Raw genomic sequence first — 23,730 nt, 5'->3', positions numbered from 1 at the left:
CTCATGCAGATCGATAATATAAGTATTCCTTCTGAAACGCTATCGCCGACTCGCACTGGTGGCAATGCACCGAATTTAATAGAAGAAGTATGGAGGCTGTACGATCGCGCCTTGGCAGCTACTAGCAACGGCATCGCGATTTCGGACGCTACCTTACCAGACCAACCAATAGTCTACTGCAACCCAGCTTTCGAGAGGATTACAGGCTACTCGACGGGCGAAGTCATCGGGCACAACTGCCGCTTCCTGCAAGGCCCGGATACCGATCGCGCCGCCGTCGCTAAAATCCGCGCAGCCCTGAAAGAACAACACGACTGCAAAGTAGTTCTGAAAAACTACCGCAAAGACGGCACTCCTTTCTGGAACGAACTCACCATCTCGCCGGTGCGCGACAGCAGCGGCACCGTCACCCATTTTATCGGTGTCCAAGCTGATATCACCGATCGCAAGCACGCAGAAGAAGCCCTCAAACAAGCCGAAGCAAAATACCGCAGCATCTTTGAAAATGCCACCGAAGGCATATTTCAAACCGCCCCAGACGGGCGCTACCTCAGCGCCAACCCCGCACTCGCCCGAATGTACGGCTACGATTCCCCCTCAGAACTGATCGCAAAATGTTCGGCAAAAAACCTTTACGCCGATCGCACCCGCCGCGCGGAATTTATCGCCGAAATCAGCCGCACCTCGTCCCTGAAAGAGTTTGAGTCCTGCGTCCGTCGCTCTGACGGCAGCACTACCTGGATCTCGGAAAACGTGCGCGAAGTCCGCAGCAAAGCAGGTAAACTCCTTTACTACGAAGGAACTGTCGCCGAAATCGCCGATCGCAAATCAGCCGAAGCAGCCCTGCGCGATCGAGAATACTGGCTGAAAACCGCGATCGATGCCGTGCCCGATGCCATCAACCTCACAGACAGCGAGGGGCGCTGGCTGATTGCTAACGACTGCGCCCTCAAACTTTTGGGCTGGGAAACCGCAGATTACCAAGGCAAAACGACTGCCGAACTCGCAGCAGCAGCCGATCCCAGAGTCAGAGAAATCCTGTTAAATTGGCAGGAAACCGACGAAACCACCTGGGAAGCAGGCACTCTTACCTCCTGCAGCCAAATTGTCCCCTTACCCACAGGCGGCAGCAATTTGTTTGAAGTGCGGAAAGTGCCGCTGTTCAACCCCGACGGTTCCCGCAAAGGCATGGCAGTGGCGGGGCGGGACATCACCCAGCAAGTGGAAGCAGAAGCAGCTTTGCGCGAAAGCGAACAGCGGTTTCGGGCAATTTTTGAACGCGGTGCGATCGGCATGGCAGTCGCTACTCTCCAAGGTATGGCGATCGCCACTAATCCGGCATTTCAAGCTATGCTGGGGCGATCGGAAGCCGAACTCCGGGGGGTGGATATCGACTCCTGCGCGCACCCGGAAGACGCACCAGTTGCGCGCCAGTTGCGCCGGCAGTTGGCCGGAGGCGATCGCCAAGCTTACCAAATCGAGAAGCGCTATCTCCGCCCTGACGGCAGCACTAGGTGGGGACGCCTCAGCGCCTCTGTCATCGACAACAGTCAGGGAATGCCGCAGTTTATTCTCAAAATGGTTGAGGATATTACCGATCGCAAACAAGCCGAGTCAGCTTTATTGCAAAATGAGGCTAAGTGGCGATCGCTAATTCTCAACAGTTCCGACATCATTACTATTCTCGACAAAGGCGGCGGCATTGTTTACGAAAGCCCTTCTGTAGAAACAGTCTTGGAGTACGAACCAGAGGAACTGATGGGTCGAATGGTTCTCGATTTCATTCACCCTGACGACCTTCCCTCGGTGATTTCCTATCTCCAACAACTGATCGCAAATCCCGGCGATCCGATCGCCGTAGAAGGTCGGTTCCGGCGCGCTGACGGTTCTTGGTGTTTTCTCGAAGGAGTCGGCATTAACCTGCTAGCAGACCCCGCTGTGAGGGGAATTGTACTCAACTCCCGCGACATGACCGCGCGCAGGCAAGCAGAGTACCGCCTCAGCAAAATCAACGAGTGCTTTTTGGGATTCACCACCGATGCTGCTGACAACATCCAGCGCCTGACAACCTTAGCCGGCGAGCTTTTGGGCGGAACCTGCGCCGTCTACAGCCACGTCGGTGGCGGGCTGCTGCGCGCGATCGCAACTTGGCAAACGCCGCCTGACTACCCGGAGGTCGATCGCGCCGAGGGCCACATCTGCACTGACGTATACCAAAAAGCCAGCGATCTGGCTGTGGCAATTCCTGACTTGCAGAACACGATCTACGGCCAAAGCGATCCCGCTGTCATCCGCTACGAACTCAAAAGCTATCTGGGACAAGCAGTGCGGCGCGGCGACGATTATGTCGGTTCGGTGTGCGTTGTCTACACCGAACCGATCGCGCCTTCTCAAGCCGATTGCAAGCTGATCGGAATTATTGCTGGGGCGATCGGAGTTGAGGAAGAACGGGCCGCCTCCGCAAAGCGCGATCGGCAAAAATCCCAAGAACTGCAAACAGCTTTGCACAATTTGCAGCAAACTCAAATGCAGTTAGTCCAAACCGAAAAAATGTCTTCCCTCGGACAAGTCCTAGCAGGAATTGCCCACGAAATTAACAACCCAGTGGGCTTTGTCGCCGGCAACCTCTGCCACGTCCGCGACTACATTCTCGACTTGTTAGACATCGTGCAAATGTATCGAGAAGAGTACCCAACTCCTCCAGCCAAAATTCAGAAACAAGCCGAAGATATAGACATAGAATTTCTCGCAAAAGACCTGCCAAAATTGCTCAATTCGATGCACACAGGATGCGATCGCATTGTAGAAATCATTCAAACTCTCCGCAATTTCTCGCGGGCGGACGAAGCAAAAATCAAATCTGCCGACATTCACGAAGGTTTAGACAGTACCTTGTTAATGTTGAACAGCAGGCTGAAAGCCAAAGCCAACTGGCAGGGCATTGAAGTTATTAAAGAATACGGAGAAATGCCGGAAATAGAATGTCATCCCGGACTGTTAAATCAGGTCTTTATGAATGTATTAGCCAATGCGATGGATGCCTTGGAAGAAAACAGCAGCCCAGGAAAAAATACCGCGGGTTTTAGCTTTCCTACAATTACAATTAAAACTGAAACAATTGATAATAAGAGTATTTGTGTTCGGATTAAAGACAACGGCCCTGGCATTCCCGAAGATAAGATTGTGCGTTTGTTTGACCCGTTTTATACCACAAAACCCGTAGGTAAAGGTACAGGTTTGGGTTTATCAATTTCGCACCAAATTGTCGTTGAAAAACATAACGGCAAATTGCAGTGTGTCTCCCAACCGGGTAAAGGTACTGAATTTATTATCGAAATTCCAATTCGTTGACATTCGGACGCAGGGGAGAAATCAAATCGTCTCCCTTTGATTACCAAAATAAAAACGGTTTGTACTGCGTCCAAGTGTCCGCAGCGAAAACGGATTTAATATCAAATCCGGTAGCACTCATAGATGACTGTTGACTGTTGACTGTTGACTGTTAACTGCTGACTGTTGACTGCTGACTGCTGACTGTTGACTGTTAAGAGGGCGGGCCCGCACCATCCACCGCCCCTACGGACTGTTGACTGTTGACTCGATTTTATTTTTCCGATGCAACCGGAAATGATATAAGTCCGCACTACGAACCCGATCGATCGCAGTCAAGCCATCGGACATGATATCATATCAAATCCGGTAGCATCGGAATGATTCAGATATGTATTCTCGGACTCTGTGTACTCTGTGTTCTAGCGCCGGTTAAATCACCTGACGATGCAACGGTCAACGATATCATTAATCACTGATGACTGATGACTGCTGACTATTGAATAATGCCAAAAATGAAGTTTTTATTAGTTACAGATTTAGACAATACGCTCGTGGGAAATGACGAAGCAACTCAAGTTTTTAACCAGCGCTTGCAATCTATGCGATCGCAAATTTGTTTGGTTTACGCTACCGGGCGTTCTCATGCTTCGACTTGCGAATTAATTGCAGAAAAACAACTGCTAGCACCGGATTATTTAATCGCAGGTGTAGGTAGCGAGATTTACCAAGATGGCACTCTGGATTTAGATTGGGCTCAATATATTTCTCAAAATTGGGATAAAATGGCGATCGTCTCTTTAGCTCAGCAGTTTAAGAAACTTAAACCCCAATCCCCACAAGCACAAAATCCTTGGAAAATCAGTTATTTTCTGGAATCATCAGCAGAACACAGCTCGATTCTTCAGGAATTGCAGCAAAAACTAACAGCATCGGGACTGGCCGCTCAAATCATTTTTAGCAGCAATCGCGATGTAGATATTTTACCGGAAACTAGCAATAAAGGTAAGGCCTTGACTTATTTACAAAAGCGCCTGGAAATTCCATCAGAGTTAACATTAGTCTGCGGCGATTCTGGTAACGATATCAGTATGTTTGAACAAGATGTTCGCGGAGTAATCGTCGCTAACGCCATGTCAGAACTCTTAGCATGGCATCGCGAATTCGGCGGCAACAATCATTATTTAGCTCGCTCTGCTGGCGCTGGAGGAATCATGGAGGGAATGGCATATTTTTGGGAATTTTGAGGGTACAAAATCCGGTTTTGTTCCCACTCAGGATGACCGTCCTCATCGGGAGAATCTATGTTTTGCATTTCAAGCCTGCGAGCACCTAAGCGAGCTCGCGCCCGATCGAGATCCAAGGACTGAAGTCCTTACTACAAACGCACCGCAAGTCCCGCAAACCGTTAAAATCCGTTCAGAATCTCCACCGCATCTCGATCGAACCTGTGAGTGCGATACCATCAGCGTATACTAGCTTGCCAGACCGCCACATGGAACAAAATACTTTACCAGTAGAATTAATTTTATCTCACCCCCGCCAATCTTTAGGCAGCATTCGGCTCGATTGGACACCGCAACCGGGGAACTATCTAGATTTCGAGGAACAAACCTATGCTGTTTTGGAACGCCACCACCGCTATCAACTCAAATCCGGCCGCTACCAACTGCAAAAAATTGCCCTGTACGTGCAGTCTGTGGAACCGCCGACGGAAAGAACATTTGTCAGCGGTATCTGGATTATCGGAGATCCTAGCTGTCGCTTTAACGCTCGATCGGAAATTCTCCGCTGTGCTGTCAAACCTAATGGCCCCTGCGACGGCTGCGGCGATTACCAAAAGTGTTAATCGCGATCGAACAGGTACACAATTATAGCTCGATCGCTCAACCGAGAGTGCCGAGCCGACTGACATCTACCCCATCAAGCGAAAAACTATTCTTACCAACTAGCAGCCCTCTCACCAGATTTAACTTGTTCCCAAACGCGGTAATCTATCTTCTGATAGCTGTGCAGCACGTCGCGAATCCCAGTATGAATCAAATTTTCTATGTGCAGCAACTGCTCTGAAGAACAGCGAATCTGCACTTTTTGGTTGAGAGACTCACCGGAGTCGATCGCAATATATTTATTAGGAACTCGGCTGAGCACGTAAGCAATCAAATCCTGCCGCAAGCCCCAAGGGGAAAAAGCTTCTTGGTAAGGATACTTGGGATAAGAACCCAAGATAATTTCTACTTCCTCTGTCACTAAAGCCAAGGTCATATTGACCAGATTTTTCTGCATTTTTCCCGTCCTAAAAGACTACTTAACTAATACTTTTTCCGTGCTATTTATTTGGATTTCTCCTTAATTTTAGCGCGACAATACGGCACATTTTTCTTTAGGAAAAACTAGAGCTAACTCAGAACCAACCTCTTCTATAAACCGCAACACGTAGCACGGAATCTTGTCTGATAAAATAGCAGTTGCTACGGCGCAGGTGTGAATTTCTAAGACTGCTTCTACCGCAGCTTTAAACATCAGTCGCTCTCCCGGAAACACCACCCTTTCAAAGTACCAATTAGGAATGTTCCCAATCCGAAACACCTGAATTTGGTTCGTAGTATTTGGGTAATAGCACAAAATGTGGTCGCTATCTTTAGAAGATACCCGGTCTAACATTTAACAAATCTCCACAATCTTTCAAAAACTTATGCTGTGGCACCAGTTAATCGAAAGCACCATCCCTGACCCCGACTCCCCAGACTGCAGGTTTTTTCTTCGGCAGCGGGATACTGCTGAGAGTGCGACCTTCAACTGTAGAACCTAAAACAAACAATATCTAAAAAATCTGAGGGAATTATGAAGACTATCATTTTTTTTCGATGAATATACTTTTGCCGCAGCAGGCATTACCGCACTAGCGCAGAAACCCGGGTTTTTTACCTAATCTGTCGGCTGCAGACTCTGTATATTCGTGAAAAATCAAGGTGATTGCCGCCCGCGCGCCAGTCCTAAAAAAACTTCGCTGCCTTCGACAGTCCGGGTTTTTAACCAGTGCTTGACGCAAGTCTCGGTAACTTCAACAACAGTTATTCTGCGCGTAAATAATGTAGAGTCCGCTATATTTTGCCGGCAACAAAAAACCCGGACTCCCCGAGGTTATCTGTGGAACTTCTGGGGAATCAGGGTTTAAAGTAACCAATCACCCGATCTCAAAGCTAAATCAAAAAAATGAGGAAATTCTGAAAACAGCCGAATTAGGATTTTCCTGGACGCATAAACCCGATTTATTAACATAATTGCGCGATCTTTGCAAGGAAATTACCGCGATTTTAGCGGGTTTGACCTTGATATTGTCGCTTTTTTCCGAGATTGTTAGCTAACTTTTTTCCCCTTCGCTTTCAAACGGTCCAGGCACCGTGAAATAGAAACTGCTGCCTTCAGAAACAACACTTTCGACCCAAATTCTGCCGCCGTGCTGCTGTACGATGCTGCGACAGATAGCCAAACCCAAACCCGTACCTCCTTTTTGGCGGGAGTCAGAAGCATCCACCTGTTGAAATCGTCCAAAGATAGTTTCTAGTTGATCGGCAGGAATCCCCCGACCCCGATCTTTGACTTCAAATAAAACTCGTGAAGCGTAGCTATCCCGTAGGGAACCGCCTAAATCTTCAACCCTAACAGTTACTGTACACCCGCTCGGCGAAAATTTAATCGCATTGCTCAACAAATTTACCAGCATTTGAACGATCCTGTCGGGCTCTGCCCAAACTTGTGCACAAGAGGGCAAAATCGACAAATTAATTTGATTTTCAGCCGCCACAGACAGCACAGCTTCCGCAGACTTCCGGATCAAAACCTCCGCGTCGCACCACTGCTTGATAATCGTAACTTGGCTCGATTCTAGCCGCTCTAAATCGAGAATATCATTAACCAAACGCACTAACCGTTCTGTCTGGCTCGACGCAATTTGTAACATCTTATTGGCCGTTTCCGGTTTGTCTTTGAGTACCCCAGCAGCCAGCAAACCTAAAGAACCGTGAATTGAAGTAAGTGGCGTTCGCAGTTCGTGGCTGACAATGGAAATAAACTCATTTTTCATTTTTTCAATTTCCCGGCTTTCTGTGATATCCGTGACTGTGCCGACGTGACCGATTAGTTGACCTCGGTTGGAAAAAATCGGAGCTGTTTTTAGCCAACAAAACCTGATTGTTCCGTCTAGTTTGACGTGGCGAAATTCGCAGGAAAATACCTCTTCTAGCGATCGCGATTCCGACCATTTAGACCGAATTAGTTTAATGTCTTCCGGGTGAACAAACTGCATCCAGCCGCTTCCCAAAGCTTCTGCTGCTGTGAAGCCACCAATTGCTTGACAGCGCGGATTTGTATAGGTACATTGTCCCCCACCATCGATTTTGAAAATGCCCACAGGGGAACTCTCGCTCAGAGAGCGAAATAAAGCTTCGTTTTCCCGGAGTTCTGCTTGAGAATTTTCTAGTTCTCTGGTTCGCTGCAAAACTCGCATTTCTAACCGTTCGTTGAGCTGTTGGAGGGCGGCTTCAGCTTGTTTGCGTTGCGTAGCTGCCGCCACGGCATCGCTAATATCGCGCTGCACGGCCACCCAATGGGTAAACCAACCACTTTCGTTGGTTATGGGAACAATACTCAATTCTACCCAAAATTCCGTCCCGTCTTTGCGGTAATTTATCAACTCAACCCGCACCGGCTGCCAATTTTTCAAAGCTGTCCGAATGCTATCTAGACTTGCTCTATCTGTTTTTTCTCCTTGCAAAATGCGCGGCGTTTTGCCCAAAACTTCTTCTAGCGTATAGCCACTCATCCGCGTGAAAGCTGGGTTGACATACAGAATTCGCGGGCCCGGTTCGTCAATCGGTTCAGCTTCGGTAATTAACACCGCGTCGTTAGTTGTGGTGACTGCAGATTCCAACAAACGCAACTCTAATTCTCTAGCTTTGCGATCGGTAATTTCTCTAACAGTCCCCACCATCCGCACTGCATCGCCCGCTTCGCTATAAAAAAACTTACCTTTCCCCTCAATCCAGTGAATGCTGCCATCAGGCCAAATCACGCGGTGTTCGTGATAGAAATCTGCCCGCTGCACTCGCGCCACATTCACAGCATTCTCCAAAGTTTCTAAATCTTCTGGGTAAATGCAGGCTACAAAATTTTCATAATTTCCGGCAAAAGTTCCCGGTGCCAAACCAAACAACTCTTGGTGTTCCCTCGACCAAACAATGTAATTTTTCTGCACGTCCCAGTCCCAAAATCCGATTTTGGTAGCCGACAAAGCTAAGTTAAGCTGCTGGTTGATTTTCCGCAACTCAATGCTAGCAATCGCCACTCGCAGTTCTCGGGCAATTTCAATTTCGCACTGCTGCCAAGGCAAAGATTTTAACCTCACAGTTTCTTGCCACAAATCAAAGGAAGTGCGAGGAGACATCAACCTGCTGCCATCCGGTTTAAATTCAATTGGCCAGTCTGGTTGACCGGCCCAATTGACAGTTTGAATTGCTTCGGGACGGAACCACAAAATATAATAATTTTGCATTTCCGACAAAGCCATCACCAGCAAACCGCTAGCAACTTCTTTAAACTTCTGGGCTTGCGGATACAGTTTTGCCAGACAATCTGTATAAAAAATTTCATTATTTATTTGAGGTTTGATCCAAGCAATTAACTTCTCGATTTCTCCTAATTCCGGGGTTTGGCCGGTAGCGATCAAATTTTCATTGGCACACACAACTCCACCGGTAGCCCCCACCAATGCCAGCCATGCCTCTGGGGATTTAAGTAAACCTTCTACAAAACAGTTTTCTTGAGAAAATTCAGCGATAAATTTACGGCAAATTTCTTTTAAAGAAATTGCATAGTTTCGATTTTCGCTATCTTGTTTGTAGTTTAGTTCTAAATTGACAAATTTGGCTAGTAATTCGCAAGTCTTTCTTGTTCTGTAGTTGAGATACTTTGGTGTTTGGTGGTGACAGGCAATTAATCCCCAGAGTTTTTGGTCTTTCATTAATGTCACCGTCATGCTGGCGCCAATCTTCATATTTTTTAGATATTGAAGGTGGCAAGGAGAAACTGTTCTCAACAAAGAAAATTCCAGCTCCAGAGGGCGACCGGTCAGCGGATTGCAGTGAGGAATTAGTTGTACGGGCTGATAGTGAATATCGGGAATAAACCGAATTAAATTCATCGTGAACTGGTTTCTGGCCTGGTGGGGAATATCAGTAGCCGGATAGTGCAGCCCCAATAAAGGAGCTAAATTTTCTACTTTGTCTTCGGCGACGACTTTCCCGGCACCGGTGGCATCAAATTGATAGACGATCGCCCGATCGAAACCGATCGTTCTCCGCACTTCTTCAACTGCTGTCTGACACAGCGCTTGCAGGTTTGGCGTGTTGTGGATTTTGTCAATCTGCTGTTGAATCAAATCATCAGAATTGAAACAATCGCTAGCTTTGGGCGCAACAATCGGCTCTAGTTCCACAATTAATACTGAACTTGATTGATGCAGCGTTCCCTCAAAAACAGACTGGCGCTTTTGATTTTTGAATGATAATGTAATACGATTACGTTGAGAGCTATTTCCCAATAAAGCTTTTTCAATAGCCTCAATTTCCGCACTTTCAACAAATTCCTGTAAAAAATGATCCAAAAGTGCTTCGGGGTCAATGCCGAGTTCCTCAAAAGTATTGTTGCTAACTTGCAAAATTTTCAACAGCGGAGATTCTAGCACCAACAAAATACCGTGAGGTTGAATGGAACCCGGTGCGTAAATTAATTCGTATTCGCTGTCATTGAGAGCGGCTTTGTCTGAGGGTAATGCCATTACTTTCGTGTTTTTGTAAATATGTTTTTAAATGAGTTTGTGTTTTTGCCTGTCGGTCATATCCAGTCTGGTCTATTGACCGCAGTAATACCAATTTCATAAAGTAGCGCTACATACTACCTCCCCCCAACCCCCTCAAAGCATGGGGGGCTATGACTTCATCCATAGCAAATCTTTAGAAAAATGGTATAAGGTTCGCGCGTGCGGACTTGCACAGGCTCAATATTGGGTACTTTTGTGGGCACGCGGGAACAGTATTTGTTTTGGTAATCGACTTACATGATATCAAACATTGATCGACACGCATCCGAATCGCACGGGATCATCTCAGTTTTGCATTTATAGTGCGAGCACCTCAAGAGCTCGCGAGTGGTACAAGACGCGAGCGGGGACGTTCGCACTACAAAAAAATGCTTTTTGCAAAACACCAGATGCTCCCAATCGCACAACCTAACCATCCCAACTCTGGGTGAAAGCTGGGATTGGCAGTTTCGGACATCTGCTGCATGATTGATGTCACGAATCCCCTGAAAACCTTTGTATCTCTGGTTTATCGTCGAGATTAGATCCCCCTAAATCCTCCTTAAAAAGCTATGCTCGATCGGCATCTTTCTTAAGGAGGGCGCTGGGAGGATCGAGACTAAGCTTAACCCTGTGTCAGAGACAGTCTGTGTCTGAGTTGGCTTCGTTCCAAACGGTTCAGGAGGCGAGCAATCAATTCCGGTTCTACGATCGGCTTATTCACGTAATCGTCAGCACCCGCAACAAACATTTGGCGCACTATTTCCGACTCGGAATGAGCAGTCAAAAATAGGACTGGGAGCTTGCTCCAACGCAAATCGTTCCGTACTGCCAAACACAACTCAATACCGTTATAACCGGGCATTTCCACATCTAAAATTAGCAAATCGGGACAAGTGGTTTCGAGTACATCCCAGAATTTTTCTGGATTATCTAATGTTGTCACCTGAAATCCCCAAGGTTGTAGAATCACTTTCAGTACAGCCAATAGATGCACGTCATCATCTACCACCATAACTTTGGCTTCTGTAGAGTCCGTATGGTCGAGGAGTTGGGCGACTGCTTTGAGTATATCTGCTGCGGGAATTGATTTGTGTAAAAAGCCGGAAGCTCCCAAACGAGCAACTTCTATTCGATCGCTCAATTGATTGTGCCCGCTAAAAACCATCACCGGAATTTCGGGCTTTTCACTGCGGAGTTCGGCTAGGAGATTAAGTCCGTTTTCCTGAGTTCTGGAAAAGGTCAAATCCAGCAAAATCGCGTCGGGAGGCCGTTGAGAAATCGCATTTCTTGCGGATTGCGGAGAGTTTGCGACTTCTATCTCGAAGCCGGAACCGGAGGCGGCTATTTTTAGTCGATCGCTCTGCAAAGTATCATCATCAACAATCAGGATTCGGTATTGTTGGACAACCTGAGCAACAGGCTCGGTTTCAGGTTCCGGCGGGCGATCGAATACCTGTTTGAGCAAATCCAGAAATTCCTCCATCAGCTCAGCATTCCCAGGTTTCAAGACATTTTCCGCCTTGAACAAATGTTCGATTTTGCGCGCCACTTCCGAACCTTTCGGCAGCCCTAAAGTTCCCAAAGAACCGACTAATTTATGAGCTTGCTCCTGAGCTTCCCGCCGCAGTTCGTCCTCCAAGCTTCCGCTTTTGAGTTGAGCGATCGCGCGATCGAATATCGCCACCTTTTCGCTAAAATCGACTTTTAACTTTTCCCTAATTTGGGCGATCGCACTCAGGACTTTCAAGTGGCGATCCTCATTATTTAATTCCTGATTCTGCCCGCTGGATTCAGCAGATAAACTCTCTTGACTTCTAGTAGTTTCTGCCGTTTCCTGGAGAATTTTTTGGTTTTCCATATCCTCCGGCAGACTTTTGAGCCGATAGCCCAATCCGTACACAGTTTCGACTAAATCTACCGTCATCCCGGCTGCTTTCAGTTTGTGCCGCAACCCCTTGATGTGAGCGGTAACGGCTTCTTCTTGAGGAAATTCGCCGGACGACCAAATGCGATCGAGCATAGCGCTGCGGCTGAAAATGCGCCGGGGATTTCTCAGAAAAAGTTCCAACAAATTGTACTCTTTAGGAGTCAAATGCAGCATCTTTTCGGCATAAGTGACTTCCGTAGTATCCGGGTTGACTTGCAGTTTTTCCCAAGTCAAATTTGTACTCGACAAACTTGCCTTACCCCGGCGCAACAAAGCCCGAATGCGAGCAATTAATTCTTTCAGATTGAAGGGCTTGACCACATAATCATCTGCACCGGCTTCTAAACCTTCAACTAAATTGCTGCTGCTATCTAGCGCCGTCAGCAGTAAAATCGGCATTTTGCAGCCGGACGATCGCAATTTACGACACAAACTAATACCGTCTAATTTAGGAATCATCACATCCAAAACAATCAAGTCGTAATCGTAAGCCCGCGCCAAATGTAATGCTGTTTCACCGTCTGTCGCCGCATTCACATTGTAATTGTGAGCGTTGAGCGATTGAGTTAACAAATTAATTGTAATTGTGTCATCTTCTACTAGCAAGATTTTCATAAATATCACCTTTTAATTAAGCTGTTTGTGTAATTTGCGATCAATTTTTGCGGATTTCAATAGCCGGCATCATGTCAAATGAAATCATAACTTCTTGATACCTCTCGAATAATTCTTGTGGAGCGGCGAGGATGCCTGCTCTGTACAGGCTTTTTATGAGAGGTCTTTTGTATCTCTCGTCCGATTGGTCTCGATGGGGAGCAATACCCACTAATACCCCTCAACAATACTCACTTTGAACACTCTTCTCCCAAGGGAACAGGGGCGCAGGGGGTTCTGCCCGTCAAACAATAGAGCGGCACGGCACAAGAGATTAAGTTGACACCCATGTTCAATAGCCTTTTCCAACTCTTATTTTAATTTGTTTCACCTCGCTCAAACAAATAGTATTTTTTCAACAGTCAAAATGTAAAGTTTTATTATGCTTGTGATTTTGGAAAAAATTCAATTTATTACCATATTCTTGCTAAAATTTCAGGGCTTTTTTGACTTCAGAGCCTGCTGAATTTTTTCGATCAGATATTGCGAAGAATTTTGTTGCTTAACTATTTCTTCTAATTCAGAAACGGCGATTTCTGCGTGTTCTATATCTTTAACTAAAGAATGGGCTGTAACACTTTTGTTGACACCTAGAGATTCTTTAGTATCTATAAATGAATTAGGATTTTTTTCTGCTATTAATTCTTCCAATTCTAACAGCGCCATTTCGGCACGATCGATCTTGATGGTCACGAATTTTGCCACATTAGCACCAGCTCTTGCCGCCTCCGTGAGTTCGTGAACGCGAAGTTTAAACCGGCTGGCAATTTGCTCTATTTGAGTCCCCAATTCAAAAGTTTTACTTGCCAGTCGGCCAATTTCTAAACTCACTTGGCCAAGACCGTTGGGCTTGCTTCCCATCTGATTGGTAACTACAGCCACCTGTACTGCTAAATGCCTGACTTGTTCGATCGCCTCCCGGATAGTTCGGGAAGTGCGGTTAACCGTTTCTAGATCGTTAGCTATGGCTTTGCCAACTCCCAAAATTTTATCTGTATTGTTGCAAATAGAATTAGCACCTTGAAAAGTAGCTTGAAATGCTTGGCGACCCTCCGACGAAATCAACTTCGCAATTCTCACAAATCGCCGATTCATTTGAGCAATTTGTTCGGCTTGTTTTACCAGTGCCAATTCCTGAGAACTGGGAGTATTTTGCGATTTTTTTGTTTCCAGAAGTTGGGATTGTAAAAGCTTATGATATTCGCGAACTTGGGCTTGCTCTTTTTGAATTATCGCCAGATATTTTTGTTTTTCTGCTCGATATTTTTGAATAATTTTGTAAGCTTGCGCTAAATTTTGAGATTGCGCTATTACCAGAGTTTGAACGTCCAAAAGGCGGAGTGTGTGGTTTTTCATTACCACAATAATTGGTTCATAAATCAAGTCTTTTTGCCTGTTGAGAGAGGCTTGCACGGCATCATCAATTTTCCAGTTTTCCTCCATCACCAAAGGCGGAATTCTAATAAAATCTAACAAAGAGCGAATCGGGTGCTGCCCGTAAAGTTCTACCCGATCGGGAAGAATCATTTGCTCTCGAAATTTGACACGAGAAATCATTCCCAACACCTGCGATTCGTGAGTAATAATTACTCCCGGCAGGTCTGGTTCTTCCTCGAATTTTTCAGCCACTACCTGTCCTAGAGTTGCAGCACTCACTTGGCAGTGGTGAGACGGCAGATGTCCGATCGTGAAATCGGGGGTGAGTTGAGTTGGATTGCTCATTTACCCGGATAGTGTTAAGTAGAAGTTAACAAATTATATATTGATATTATACTGGAATAAGATTGTTTAAAGTAATCACAACTATAGGGAGAAATGTACTCTCCCACTCGCGGGCCTGATGAGAGCCTGCCTTCTGATTACTTTCATCTCAAGTCTTTGGGAGCGTTCGCGCCTGCTGCGCCCCGGTTTCGTCCCTAAAATATCGGGCTCGATCTTGTGTTCTTGAAAACAACCGGAAAAATACCTAGATTGAAACCAAAAAGCTTAAGTCGAACTTTGCCACTAGCAACCTTTGAGGCTGCTTACCAGTTGTTACAGCAAATGGCTGAACTCCCGGGGGCGATTTGGCTGGCGGACGATGCTCCTGCCTTTACTGAAAATCGGGAAAACTCGTCGGAACGGTTTGCAGCATTAATATCAGAGGGGTTTAGCGCGCTGCTGCGGGGGAAGCCATTAGATGCTGCTGCAACAAACGAACGCAAACACAGCGAAAAACATCTCAATTGGCAATTAAATGTGGAGTTGACTTTCGAGCCAGAGGCGATCGCAAATTTCCTCTCCCCCATAGTAGCAAAAATCGCCAAAACAACGCCAGGAACCAAGGGAAAAATTAATATTCGCGCCCTGAAACAAGCCATTAAAAATATACAGTCAAACTCGGCCGTTATTCAAAGCGAATTTACCCTGAATTTGCTGGATATTCTCGCAATCGATGCCAGAAAAAATAATCACCAGCCCCTACAAGCCCAAACGGAAATAGAGGAAAATTCCGCGCCCCAACCGATCGCTCCCGAAACGCTACAGCACCAGATGACTGAAGTGGGCGATCGCGCAGAAGAAATGCCAAATTCCTGCATTCAATTTTATCAGCCAGTGGAAGATGCTTTGCAGCAGCAGCTCGAACAAGAGCGACTTTTGAATCAGGTGACAACTCAAATCCGCCAGAGTTTGGAATTGCCTGTCATTTTGTCAAAAGCAGTTTCGAGAGTGCGAGAATTTTTGGATGTAGATCGCCTGTTAATTTATCAATTTGACAAAATGCCAGCCTCTCCCGATGGCAAATTAAGTAAACAAATACTGGCAGAGGTTTCTGCGTCGGGCGAACTCAAAGAAAATTCCCAGTATTTCTTGTATTTAGGTCGCGTTACCTACGAAGCTTTAGCCAGCGATGCTATCTCGTCTGTACTCAATTTTAGTGAAGGTGCCGACTGTTTTCTCGATCGAGTCATCGACACAGAGAAGTATCGCAAAGGTTTGGCTTTGTGCGTCGCGGATGTGGAAAAAACTTACTCTTCGCACCCTTGTTTTTTAGAGTTGATGCGGCGGGCTCAGGTGCGGGGGAAATTGCTAGTGCCGATCGTAGTTCAAGACGACTTGTGGGGGCTGCTAATTGCCCACCAGTGTACTGTGCGGGAGTGGGAAGAAAGCAAAATAACATTTTTGCGACAAATAGCAGAACATTTGGCGATCGCCATTTACCAAGCCGAACTTTATGCAGAAGTTCAGCAACAAAAGCGCACCTCAGAACAGCGCGTCATAGAGCGCACGCGAGAACTGCGCGATGCACTGGTCGCCGCCCAGTCTGCCAGCCTCGCCAAGAGCGAATTTTTGGCAGCTATGAGCCACGAATTGCGGACTCCCCTCACCTGCGTCATCGGCATTTCCGACACGCTGTTGCGGTGGTCTTACGGCAAAGTTGGCACAAAACAAGTGCCGCTGCAAAAGCAGCGACAATACCTGCAAACTATCCGAGATAGCGGCGACCACTTATTAGAATTAATCAACGATATTTTAGATTTATCGCAAGTAGAAGCGGGAAAAGCAATCTTAAAAATTAGTGAATTTTCAATTTCTAAATTAGCTTCCCAGAGCCTGCACGCCCTCAAAGAAAAAGCTGCGGCTAAAGGAGTAGAACTAATACAAGAACAGCGGGTAAAACAAGAGTGCGATCGCTTCACTGCAGATCCGCGCCGCGTGAGACAAATTCTGTTCAATCTCTTAGGAAATGCGATCAAATTTACTCCCGAAGGCGGGCGAGTCATCCTGCGAGTTTGGGTAACAGAAGATAAAAATCAAACGCCAGCAGTGCGACAGCCCGGTACTGCACCTGCAGGTAGCACCGCTGTGTTTCAAATCAAAGATACTGGCATTGGAATCCCCGAAAATCAGCGATCGCTCTTGTTTCAAAAATTCCAGCAATTAGATTCTCCCTACCGCCGCGAATACGGCGGCACCGGTCTGGGATTAGCCTTAACCAAACAGTTAGTAGAGCTTCACGGCGGCGCGATCGAAGTCAACTCTACAGTTGATGTCGGCTCTACCTTTACCGTTTTTATACCGAGTCAAACTAAAAGCAAAGATGAATCCACAAAATTCAAATATGAAAAATCCAATTCATCTTTACCGCTGCACTCCTCCTCCCTGCGAGGCAGCATCGTGCTCGTCGAAGAAGATGAAGAAACTGCCATGCTCATTTGCGATATCCTGACAGCAGCAGGACTGCAAGTAGTGTGGATGATTGAAGGTTCGGCAGCCGTAGAACAAATTGAACTTTTGCAACCGAATGCTGTGATTGTAGATATGCGTTTACCAGGAATGAATGGCTGCGAAATCATCCAACAACTGCGCCAAAAACCAGCTACTGAAAATCTCAAAATCCTGGCTTTAAGCGCCCAGGAAATTCCTGCAGATCGAGTATCTTTCGTGACGGCGGGAGCTAACGATTGTTTGGCTAAACCGATTCACCCTCAGCAATTGCTAGACAAAATTCTTTCTTTAATGGTGGGGATTGGTAATGGATAATTGGGCATGGGGCATGGGGCGGAGCGAAGCGGAGGGATGGGGCATGGGGCATGGGGCATTTAATATAATTGAGTGTTTGAGGTAATTATGGGAAGACCTGATTTTGAGGAATTAGAGGTTTATAAGTTGGCGGAAAGTTTGGCGAATGAGATTTGGGAGATTGTTAAAAAATGGGATTATTTCACAAAAGATACGATGGGCAAACAGATCGTTCGGTCTGCTGATAGTGTATGTGCTAATATTGCTGAAGGAAGAGGTCGTTATAATGACCAAGATAATCGGCGTTTTGTAAAAATTGCCAGAGGCTCTTTGTACGAAACAGTACACTGGTTAAGATTAGCGTATGCTAGACAACTTATCACAAGCGAACAAGTAAGCAAATTTAAACCAATTGTTGATAAATTACTACCAAAACTTAACGCTTATTTGAGTTCAATAGGACACAGGGAATAAATTACAAAAAAAATCCCAATGCCCTGTTTGGCCGATGCCCTGTTTGGCCCATGCCCCATGCCCATCCCTTCGCTGGGCCCAATGCCCTGTTTGGCCGATGCCCTGTTTGGCCGATGCCCTGTTTGGCCGATGCCCTGTTTGGCCAATTCCCTGTTTGGCCAATTCCCCATGCCCAATTCCCAATTCCTAATTCACCATGATTAATTGTCAAATTCCTACAGGATTAATTGTTTCTTGTCAAGCACCAGCCGATTCGCCGCTGCACGATCCGATCGTCATTGCGGCAATGGCTCGCACCGCTGTCAATCGAGGGGCTGCGGGGGTGCGGATTGACTCTCCGGCTCACATTGCGGCGGTGCGAAAACAGGTATCGGCTCCGATAATTGGGATTTGGAAGCAGCAATTGCCGGGATGCGAGATTTACATTACTCCTCGGTTTGAAGACGCGCGGGCGATCGCCACTTCTGGAGCCGATATTATCGCCGTTGACGCGACTTTGCGAAACCGTCCTGCTGGCGAAGAGTTAAAAACGTTAATCGATCGAATTCACAGCGAATTAGGGAAATTGGTGATGGCGGATGTAGACACGATCGAAGCTGCGATCGCGGCGGCCCAAGCTGGTGCAGATACTGTCGCAACTACTCTTTTTGGCTACACTCCACAGACGCAAAGTTTCTCGCCGCCCGGATTTGATTTGCTAGCCCAAATGGTAGAAAAGCTTAAGGTTCCAGTTATCTGCGAAGGCGGAATCGCCGGGCCAGAAATGGCAAAAAAAGCATTAAACTTAGGAGCAGCCGCTGTAGTTGTCGGCACAGATATTACTGGAATTGACATCAAAGTAACAGCCTATAAGTCGGTGATTGGGAAGTAAGAAGGAAGAAGGAAGAGGGAATAGGGGACAACTAAGAAGGGAGAAAGAAGAAGGAATAAGGAATATTCGGCGATTGAAATCGGTTCTAGAGAAACGAAACGCGCAAGGTAATGTGTGGAAATATCGGGCGATTTCGATCGCCCTTTTTCTGGGGAAATTGCTAAATCAGCGCGCTATTGATAAAGCTGCTAACTGCTGCCAGGGCGATCGCCCCCAATACCGCGCTCACAGGCCCATCCGTAGGTGAAATCCTTCCACTAGCTTCGCAGCAGAGGCAAAAACGATCGCATTCATCACAAAAGCAAACACGCCGGAAAGCAATCCCAGCGTCAGCAAGTTCGGCAGGAAAAAAACTGTTTTCAGAATGGGCAAAATTAAAACATTCAACAATCCCAACACCGCAGCGGAAATTACGGCTTTCGGTGTGCTGTCAATTTCCACACCGATTGGCAGTTGAGAAATTAGCAGCAAGCTGCTGCCCGTCACCAGCCAAGCAATCAAAAAATCGAGCGGTTCCACAGCGCCTGTACCTCCTTAAAATTTGAATTGTCACAAAAAGATGATATTTAAAAGCTACTTTAATCACAAAATCTGCCAGATTCGTCTGCCAACCGGCAGAATGTCTGTCTGTCACTAAAGAGTGAGAAGTTATAATGGTTGCATCTTCCTCCAAATAATCCGGATGGCAACTGCATCTACTTGTTAGTTGAATAAAAAGAGCAGATTAATTAATATGGCTGGCGATTTTTCTTTTAAATCTCACGTCCGATTCGACAAAAATGCCTTGGATAATGGTACGCGCCAGCGCAGCCGATCGTTCCAAGTGATGGTTTTGATGCTGCTAGTCACTACTTTGGTGACGCTGCCGGTATTTCGTCTGGCCGAACTGCAACTGGTACAGGGAGCATACAACCGACAGCGGGCGGAAAATAACCGCATTCGCCCTGTTTCTGTCGCAGCTAATCGCGGTCAAATTTTAGACCGCAACGGCAAAATTTTTGCGGCTAATCGCGTATCTCGATCGGTTTATCTGTGGCCGAAAGAGCGATCGACCAAAGACTGGGAAGAAGTCGCCGCTACACTCGGCCCGATCGTCAAACTTCCCGCAGCCGAAATTCTCAAAAAAATCGAAGAAGCAGGCTACAAATCTGCCCTCCCAGTGCGAATTAGTAAAAATATCGATGTCGGTACTTTTGTCGCATTGGGAGAACAAGCTAATACTTTGCGGGGAGTTGAAATTCGCGCCGAATCGAGCCGAGACAATCCCAACGAACAACTAGCAGCTCACGTTTTAGGATACGTCGGCGAAGCTACTTTAGACGAATTAAAAGCTAATCCTACATATCCGATGGGAATGATTGTCGGTCAGATGGGAGTTGAAAAATTAGCCAATAAAACTTTAGAAGGCGTTTGGGGAAACCGTTTGATCGAGGTGAATGCTAAGGGCGAGGAAATCCAAGATTTAGGTGTAAAAGCTCCTATTCCCGGCAAACCGGTGCAGCTAACTTTAGATTTGGATATGCAGAAAACTGCAGAAAAAGCTTTGGGCGATCGCCTGGGTGCAGTTGTGGCGATCGATGTCAAAACCGGAGCTCTTTTAACAATGGCTAGTTGGCCGACGTTTGACCCCAATATTTTCACTCGGAAGGTAACTCAAAAAGAATGGGATCGACTGCAAGGGCCAGACAAACCATTTTTAAATCGGGCAGTTCAAGGCTATCCAGTCGGCAGCACTTTTAAGATTGTAACTTCTGTAGCCGGGATGGAGTCGGGCAAGTTTTCTCCTGACTCGACTTTAGTATCATCTTCTTCTATTAATATCGGCGGAATTACCTTTAACGAACACGGCGCTGGTTACGGCGTTATCGGTTTTCGGGACGCTTTAGCCTACAGCAGCAATACATTTTTCTATCAAGTAGGCATGGCTGTAGGGCCGGAAGAAATGGCGAAATGGGCTAAAAAAATGGGCATTGGCGGTGCTATTAATTTAAAGCTTTTGGGGTTGGATGCAGCCAATCACGGTCAAGTTCCGATCCCTGCTGAGAAACAGAAAATGTATGGGGAAGATTGGTATGTGGGCGATACGGTGACAATGGCGATCGGTCAAGGTTTGGTACTTTGTACTCCCCTAGAATTGGCTGTGATGGTGTCAACTATTGCCAATGGCGGTTCGCGAGTACAGCCGCATTTGTTGGCTTCTCAAACCAATACGCCTATTACTAAAAAAATTCCAACAGGTATTAAGCCGGCAACTTTAAACGTCGTTAAACAAGGATTGATTGACGTGGTGAAAAAAGGTACAGCCCGCGCGATGAATGACGGTACTATTCCTTTAAGTGCTGGTAAAACTGGAACTGTGGAAATGCCCGGACATCCTGACAATTCTATGTATGTAGGTTTTGCTCCCGCTGACAAGCCGGAAGTTGCGATCGCAGTTATTGTTGAAGGCGGCGGATTTGGTTCGGTTTCGGCGGCACCAATTGCTCAAGAGGTATTCCGAACCTATTTTAAAAAGCAGGGTTTTAAACCTACTAATAAACCTTTCTAGTCATGAGTTAATTGGTGACTGTTGACTGTTCATATTTTGTGATGTAGGGTGCGCGAGGCGCACCTTTTTGCTATCAGTGCGCTCAAAAGTTTTCCCCTACCCATTGTCTCCTATCGTTTCCGGTTGCATCGGAATGATTTAACCGGCGCTAGAACACAGAGAACACAGAGAGGTCAGAGAGAAATGAATAATTCCGATCCTAATGGAATTGATATCACTTCCAAGAAAATGCGATTTCTTAAAAAGATTAACAGCGGTAAGGTGTGCATTGCACACCTTACATAATTTGATTCTGCGTCCTAGAATTTAAAAATGGTCGGACGGTTTACAGATACAAAAAGTTAAAAATCTAATTAATGCCTCTTTCTAAAATAATCATTTCCGAACCAACAATTGGACTTCTAGCGATTAATTTACCTTCGGAATTGGCAATTTGTAACTTGCTGAAATCGAGTGCATTAGCTTCTTTCCACATTTTACTTGCTAGCTGATTTTGCTCTATTGTGCTGAGATTGTACCAATCTTCAGCGACATTCACTGTCAAAAGGCCGATGGAGAAATCAGCTTGAACAGACCTAACTAAACCGCCGCCAAGTCGATCGGTAATGTCAGCAACTTGAGTTTGAATTGCAGCAATCAAAGACTGTTCCGGCGTTAGTGGTGGCGGGATAATTTCTATCGATTGCGGTTTGTCTGGTGCTACTAAATCGGGCGATTTGCTTTTTAATTTAGCGGATGTTGGCTGAGAATTTGCGATCGCCTCTGGTGATTTGGCTGTGTCCGGCAAAAAATCGCTAAAGGTAGCCGGCGACTGCGGCGGTGCTGCAATAGGCGCTTTTGCTAGTTGTTCCGGCGGTTTTGCTGAGAAACTGTTGAAGGTTAAACCGACTGCAACGATGAGAATTGCTGCTAAGGAAGCGTTTAAAATTGGATCTGACACCTTGGCGCTGACAAAAGGCGGCAGCAGCTCGCGCACTAACCGCACAATACTTTGCCAAAGTACAACGACTTTCTCTAAAAAACTGTCGCCTGCGGGTTTTGATACAGACTTTTTATTATCGGATTTTACCATAACTTTTGGGGGGGGAACGCTGTTAACTTGCGCTTTAACTTCCGCAGCAACAGCCGGAGGAGTTACTGTTACTGAGTCAGAAGCGGTGGGCGCGATCGGCTTTTGGGGCTGCAACGGGGGTTCTGCTGCTACATTTTTCCCTTTTTTCCCCAAATTCCGAATTGAGACAATCAAAGCTTTGATTTTCTGATTTTTGGGAACGGCGCTGCTGGCATTTTGAGCTTGGCTGGTTGTGGCGGCAGACTTTGCAGCCGCCTCGCCAACCTCCGCTTTCGGAGATTGAGACGCTTCTGGAGTTGGTTGGTTTAGTTGTTCTTCTGACATTTTCTTTGCCTTGGAGCGTTGCAAATATATCTAAAATTGAATTTTAGTTGAGTCTTCTCAGCCTTAATTTATCATTTTATTAGTTGTAACTGAATCATCATGAGCCTTAAACGCCGTCGCTTTCTATTTTTAGCCAGTCTCAGCAGCTTAGATTTTACCGGAGTCTGGAAAATGCTTCAGCTTCGGACTTTCTGGGGTACAGACGCGAATGCTGCTGTACCTTCTAATGTTGAGGCTCAAAGGGCGATCGTCCCATTGCCGGCCTCACCGCCTATTTTACGCTTTATTTCGGTTGCCGACACCGGCACCGGGGCTAAAGGTCAGTATGCTGTGGCTGAGGCGATGACCCAATATCACGGGGAAAATCCTTTTAATATTGCTGTTCTCGCCGGCGACAATATCTACAATAACGGCGAAATTGAACAAATTAATGCTGTTTTCGAGAAGCCTTATCAGTCATTATTGCAGCAAGGCGTAAAATTTTATGCTTGTCTGGGAAATCACGACATCCGCACTGCTAACGGCGACCCGCAAGTTAAATATGCGGGTTTTAATATGCAAGGTCGCTACTATACTTTTCGGCGCGATCCGGTACAGTTTTTTGCATTAGATACCAATCGCAATGCGGATTGGAAAAATCAGCTTGTTTGGCTGGAGAAAGAGTTGAGTAAAAGCACTGCACCGTGGAAAGTTGTGTTCGGCCACCACCAGATTTATTCCTCTGGTATCTACGGAGTGAATCAACCTTTTATTAAGACTTTGACACCTTTGTTTAAAAAGTACGGCGTGCAGCTTTATATCAACGGACACGAGCACAGCTACGAACGCACCCGATCGATTGACGGTACGACTTATTTGATTTGCGGGGCCGGCGGGGGCACTCGTCCGGTGGGGCGTTCTGAGTGGACGGAGTTTTCGGCTAGTCGGCTGAGTTTTGCGACGTTTGATATTTATGAAGACCGGATGTTTGTCAGTTCTATCGGTACTGACAAGCGGGTTTTTGATAGAGGGGTGATTGAAGTGCGATCGGCTTAATTCAAAATTTTTGCCCTCACATATCAGATTAATAAAATTTTGTCAAGGTGTCTTTGTCGATAGATTTAACTGCGACTTACACCTTGAATCAATATCACCCTTTACTCTTGACTTGAACAAAAATTCAAGT

General features: G+C 46.3%; 16 protein-coding genes. 9 read left to right on the top strand and 7 right to left on the bottom strand.

The genetic code is table 11. The annotated features are described in order from the left end of the window. Positions 1-3 precede the first annotated feature (3 nt). The 3 genes from QUA97_RS08930 (at position 4) to QUA97_RS08920 (ending at position 5,179) form a co-directional block, all read left to right on the top strand. Positions 4-3,351, top strand: a complete 3,348-nt coding sequence (locus QUA97_RS08930) for a PAS domain S-box protein (RefSeq protein ID WP_333194402.1) — start codon at positions 4-6, stop codon at positions 3,349-3,351. 485 nt (positions 3,352-3,836) lie between these two features. Further along, a complete protein-coding gene (locus QUA97_RS08925) occupies positions 3,837-4,577 on the top strand; it encodes a sucrose-phosphate phosphatase (RefSeq protein WP_333194401.1) in 741 nt (246 codons plus the stop codon). Between the two features lie 248 nt (positions 4,578-4,825). Then, positions 4,826-5,179 carry a DUF6464 family protein gene (locus tag QUA97_RS08920; protein ID WP_194067645.1) on the top strand — a complete coding sequence of 118 codons (354 nt, stop codon included), beginning with the start codon at positions 4,826-4,828 and terminating at the stop codon, positions 5,177-5,179. A gap of 92 nt (positions 5,180-5,271) precedes the next feature. On the opposite strand, the gene QUA97_RS08915 is transcribed toward QUA97_RS08920, so the two are convergent. The 5 genes from QUA97_RS08915 to QUA97_RS08895 all read right to left on the bottom strand — a co-directional run bounded on the left by QUA97_RS08915 (position 5,272) and on the right by QUA97_RS08895 (position 14,495). Beyond that, positions 5,272-5,616: a late competence development ComFB family protein gene (locus QUA97_RS08915; RefSeq protein ID WP_194008929.1), complete on the bottom strand. Its 345-nt coding sequence runs from the start codon at positions 5,614-5,616 to the stop codon at positions 5,272-5,274. 69 nt (positions 5,617-5,685) lie between these two features. Beyond that, positions 5,686-5,994, bottom strand: a complete 309-nt coding sequence (locus QUA97_RS08910; RefSeq protein ID WP_333194400.1) for a DUF1830 domain-containing protein — start codon at positions 5,992-5,994, stop codon at positions 5,686-5,688. A gap of 700 nt (positions 5,995-6,694) precedes the next feature. Beyond that, the gene (locus QUA97_RS08905) at positions 6,695-10,168 is read right to left on the bottom strand and encodes a PAS domain S-box protein (protein ID WP_333194399.1); all 3,474 of its coding nucleotides are present in this window, start codon (positions 10,166-10,168) and stop codon (positions 6,695-6,697) included. Positions 10,169-10,814: 646 nt separating this feature from the next. Further along, entirely contained in the window at positions 10,815-12,734 is a 1,920-nt protein-coding gene (locus tag QUA97_RS08900; RefSeq protein WP_333116346.1) for a response regulator, read from the bottom strand. Positions 12,735-13,208: 474 nt separating this feature from the next. Further along, positions 13,209-14,495, bottom strand: coding sequence for a chemotaxis protein (locus QUA97_RS08895; protein WP_333194398.1), 1,287 nt, complete (start codon positions 14,493-14,495; stop codon positions 13,209-13,211). A 249-nt stretch (positions 14,496-14,744) separates the two neighbouring features. Here QUA97_RS08895 and QUA97_RS08890 point away from each other — a divergent pair, with 249 nt between their 5' ends. The 4 genes from QUA97_RS08890 (at position 14,745) to QUA97_RS28285 (ending at position 18,868) form a co-directional block, all read left to right on the top strand. After that, positions 14,745-17,297 (top strand): hybrid sensor histidine kinase/response regulator, encoded by a 2,553-nt coding sequence (locus tag QUA97_RS08890; protein WP_194067643.1) that lies wholly within the window; start codon positions 14,745-14,747, stop codon positions 17,295-17,297. An 87-nt stretch (positions 17,298-17,384) separates the two neighbouring features. After that, positions 17,385-17,750: a four helix bundle protein gene (locus QUA97_RS08885; protein ID WP_194068051.1), complete on the top strand. Its 366-nt coding sequence runs from the start codon at positions 17,385-17,387 to the stop codon at positions 17,748-17,750. A gap of 196 nt (positions 17,751-17,946) precedes the next feature. Then, positions 17,947-18,621, top strand: coding sequence for an N-acetylmannosamine-6-phosphate 2-epimerase (locus tag QUA97_RS08880; RefSeq protein WP_194068047.1), 675 nt, complete (start codon positions 17,947-17,949; stop codon positions 18,619-18,621). 73 nt (positions 18,622-18,694) lie between these two features. Beyond that, a complete protein-coding gene (locus QUA97_RS28285; RefSeq protein WP_370589103.1) occupies positions 18,695-18,868 on the top strand; it encodes a hypothetical protein in 174 nt (57 codons plus the stop codon). Here the strand turns inward: QUA97_RS28285 and QUA97_RS08875 are convergent. Further along, a complete protein-coding gene (locus QUA97_RS08875) occupies positions 18,847-19,140 on the bottom strand; it encodes a phage holin family protein (RefSeq protein WP_370589102.1) in 294 nt (97 codons plus the stop codon). The two genes, QUA97_RS28285 and QUA97_RS08875, sit on opposite strands and share 22 nt — an antisense overlap. Before the next feature lie 214 nt (positions 19,141-19,354). Between QUA97_RS08875 and mrdA the strand changes: the two genes are divergently transcribed. Continuing rightward, complete coding sequence (mrdA, locus tag QUA97_RS08870) at positions 19,355-21,169, top strand: penicillin-binding protein 2 (RefSeq protein WP_194068046.1); 1,815 nt, start codon at positions 19,355-19,357, stop codon at positions 21,167-21,169. Positions 21,170-21,518: 349 nt separating this feature from the next. On the opposite strand, the gene QUA97_RS08865 is transcribed toward mrdA, so the two are convergent. Beyond that, positions 21,519-22,565 (bottom strand): hypothetical protein, encoded by a 1,047-nt coding sequence (locus tag QUA97_RS08865; protein ID WP_333194397.1) that lies wholly within the window; start codon positions 22,563-22,565, stop codon positions 21,519-21,521. Between the two features lie 99 nt (positions 22,566-22,664). On the opposite strand from QUA97_RS08865, the gene QUA97_RS08860 reads away from it, so the two are divergent. After that, positions 22,665-23,600: a metallophosphoesterase family protein gene (locus tag QUA97_RS08860; protein ID WP_333194396.1), complete on the top strand. Its 936-nt coding sequence runs from the start codon at positions 22,665-22,667 to the stop codon at positions 23,598-23,600. Positions 23,601-23,730: the final 130 nt, after the last annotated feature.

This window comes from Microcoleus sp. CZ3-B2, assembly GCF_036705055.1.
Classification (GTDB): Bacteria; Cyanobacteriota; Cyanobacteriia; order Cyanobacteriales; family Microcoleaceae; genus Microcoleus.
The sequence above is the reverse complement of the archived record's forward strand: the minus strand, read 5'-3'. Positions and strand labels throughout refer to the sequence as shown.

Coding starts and splice junctions, on each gene's coding strand:
- QUA97_RS08925 (WP_333194401.1), top strand. CDS start 3,837: ATGCCAAAAATGAAGTTTTTATTAGTTACAGATTTAGACAATACGCTC.
- QUA97_RS08865 (WP_333194397.1), bottom strand. CDS start 22,565: ATGTCAGAAGAACAACTAAACCAACCAACTCCAGAAGCGTCTCAATCT.
- QUA97_RS08920 (WP_194067645.1), top strand. CDS start 4,826: ATGGAACAAAATACTTTACCAGTAGAATTAATTTTATCTCACCCCCGC.
- QUA97_RS08860 (WP_333194396.1), top strand. CDS start 22,665: ATGAGCCTTAAACGCCGTCGCTTTCTATTTTTAGCCAGTCTCAGCAGC.
- QUA97_RS08910 (WP_333194400.1), bottom strand. CDS start 5,994: ATGTTAGACCGGGTATCTTCTAAAGATAGCGACCACATTTTGTGCTAT.
- QUA97_RS08905 (WP_333194399.1), bottom strand. CDS start 10,168: ATGGCATTACCCTCAGACAAAGCCGCTCTCAATGACAGCGAATACGAA.
- QUA97_RS08885 (WP_194068051.1), top strand. CDS start 17,385: ATGGGAAGACCTGATTTTGAGGAATTAGAGGTTTATAAGTTGGCGGAA.
- mrdA (WP_194068046.1), top strand. CDS start 19,355: ATGGCTGGCGATTTTTCTTTTAAATCTCACGTCCGATTCGACAAAAAT.
- QUA97_RS08880 (WP_194068047.1), top strand. CDS start 17,947: ATGATTAATTGTCAAATTCCTACAGGATTAATTGTTTCTTGTCAAGCA.
- QUA97_RS08895 (WP_333194398.1), bottom strand. CDS start 14,495: ATGAGCAATCCAACTCAACTCACCCCCGATTTCACGATCGGACATCTG.
- QUA97_RS08915 (WP_194008929.1), bottom strand. CDS start 5,616: ATGCAGAAAAATCTGGTCAATATGACCTTGGCTTTAGTGACAGAGGAA.
- QUA97_RS08900 (WP_333116346.1), bottom strand. CDS start 12,734: ATGAAAATCTTGCTAGTAGAAGATGACACAATTACAATTAATTTGTTA.
- QUA97_RS08930 (WP_333194402.1), top strand. CDS start 4: ATGCAGATCGATAATATAAGTATTCCTTCTGAAACGCTATCGCCGACT.